2 protein-coding genes are annotated in these 2,343 nt (G+C 41.4%); both read left to right on the forward strand.

Annotation, left to right across the window (positions count from 1 at the left end):
* The first annotated feature begins 370 nt into the window (after positions 1–370).
* Entirely contained in the window at positions 371–1,534 is a 1,164-nt protein-coding gene (locus I6E40_RS10490) for a transposase (protein ID WP_235387188.1), read from the forward strand.
* Positions 1,535–1,572: 38 nt separating this feature from the next.
* Positions 1,573–1,791: a hypothetical protein gene (locus I6E40_RS10495; RefSeq protein ID WP_235387190.1), complete on the forward strand. Its 219-nt coding sequence runs from the start codon at positions 1,573–1,575 to the stop codon at positions 1,789–1,791.
* The last annotated feature ends 552 nt before the right edge of the window (positions 1,792–2,343 follow it).

The raw sequence follows: 2,343 nt of genomic DNA on the forward strand, positions 1-2,343 counted from the left end.
CAGAGATTTATTCGCATGTCTGGAAAGCGCCCACACAGGCTATTAAATACCAACGATTTCAAAGAACTCTTATATTATGGCGTCTCGGACGCTGCGTGATTAGCCAATTTTCAACGAACTATTGTTATATAAAACATTATATACAAATATATTATATTAAAGAATTACGTATTCCGTCCCCTATACAAATAAGCATAATTGCCAGTGTTTTACGTCCAAACGTACCAAATACCCCAATATTATCCGTTGACCAGCCACAAAATTAAAGGCAAACAAAAACACACGTAATCAGCTTCAAAAACTTGCGTATGTCATATTGAACCTGTACCTTTATATAGGGTTATAAATAACAAACACACTATACAAAACAATGGCAATTCCCAAAGATATACTGGCAGCACAGAGACCAAGTAGCACCGTCGTGAAGCAGCGTGGAACACGCTTCGTTGTAGTCAAGCGCACAAGTAAGCGAGTAGGCAATCGAGTGGTTCCCGTAGATATTGGCACGGTGGGTGAAATCATAGACGGACGATTTGTGGAACGAAAACCGGAGGCTCCAAGGAAGAAGACCATCGACATAAAAGATTACGGAGAGGTGGCCTTATGCAACAAGCATGGCAAAGACCTTCTGGACGAACTGGCAAGGGTCTGGGATTTGAATGATGCAAAGCGACTATACACCATTGCGTTGTTGAGAGCAGCCTACGGCGACATCAAGAATAGGGAATTGTTGCTACAGTATGCCACCTCATTCGCATCCGAAATAATCCCTGGTGTTCATCTTTCGGAAGATGCGGTCTCTGCATTCCTTCAAGAGATAGGTCAGGCTTACTCGATGATATGCGAGTTTATGAGGAACCGGATCGAAGCGTTTGTCGGCAAGAACATTGTCGTTGACGGAATGCTGAAGAACTACAATTCGCAGGACGGTTATATGTCAGAGTTCTCCAGAAAGGCAAGGACAAAAGGCTCAAAAGACCTGAGTCTGCTCTACGCCTTCAATCCTGAGACGAAGGAACCAATTGCAGCAAAACCTTATCCCGGAAACATGCTTGACCAAACATCGATAAACAATTTCATTGTTGAATACAAGATAGTTAACGGGATGATGATTTTTGACAAGGGCTTCTATAATGAAGATTTGTTTGAGAGGATTGACAAGATGGAAGGGCTTTCATATCTCATTCCTTTGAAGCAGAACTCAGCCTTCATCAAGAACTATGGCATGGACAATCCTACTGAACACCTAAAGAGATATACGGATGCCACCATATTATACAAGAAAGTGAGAATGTCCAACGGCAAGTACCTGTATGCTTTTCGTGACCCGAAGATGGCATACGAGCAGGAAGTCGCTTACGTGCAGCAGGCACAGAAAAAGGAGACCTTTGACAGCGAGAAGTACATCGGGAAGAAGTCGCTTTTCGGGCTGATTGTATTCAAGTCGAAGAAGAACCATGATCCGCTGACCGTTTACTGGCATACTCCCAAAGATGGCAGATTGAGACGTTATTCAATCTCTACAAGAATATAATTGGCCGCGACACTGTCAATGTACATTCTGACTACAGAGTGTATGCTACAGAGCTCATCAACTTCCTTTCCGTCATCATCACAACGAGGGTAAAGAATGAAATCGTAAAGAAGGAACTCAACAAGAAATACTCCTACAAGCAAATCTTCAGAATGCTCTCAAAATACAAGAAGGTGAGAATCGATAAAGATGCTCCGTGGGAGGATGTCACCAAACTCAAGTACATTGAGGAACTTACCAAGACTCTTGATGTATAGGGTTTAAAATACCGGATCCTTTATACAAAAATCGGTATTTTGATAATTTTCTTAGTTAATTCCATTAATTTTAAGGTTTGTGAAGATTTTCTTTTCAGTTGTTATCATATAATTGGGATATTTTTCTACCTTTGCACGTGAACAATCTATGCTTTTTGCGACTAGTTGTAGTAGTAAGCCTTTGCTTTCTGCATCAAGGAGCAGCATATTAAAATCGTTGTGACAGATTGAAGGGCGATAACAACATACTGTGTGTGCGACCCATAAAAACGATAAACAGGGTCAATAGCATGGGACTGACATATAACGATGGCGAGATGCCACCTTGACGCGATGAGAAAATATGTACGGAGACAACTTTCGGGTATGTCCTTTTTGTACATATAATCGACGTTCATTTGTTGGAGTCGGTTTCAGCAGCAGATGGAGTTTTAGACCTTCCTGTCGGTATTGATTATTAAAAACAATACACCAAGATGCAATAGTTCGTTGAAAATTGGCTAATCACGCAGCGTCCGAGACGCCATAAAATAGGAGTTCTTTGAAATCGTT

Source organism: Prevotellamassilia timonensis, from assembly GCF_021531665.1.
Classification (GTDB): Bacteria; Bacteroidota; Bacteroidia; order Bacteroidales; family Bacteroidaceae; genus Alloprevotella.

What these genes read in the sequence shown, in the direction of transcription:
- I6E40_RS10490 (WP_235387188.1), top strand. Translation starts at nt 371, where the DNA reads ATGGCAATTCCCAAAGATATACTGGCAGCACAGAGACCAAGTAGCACC.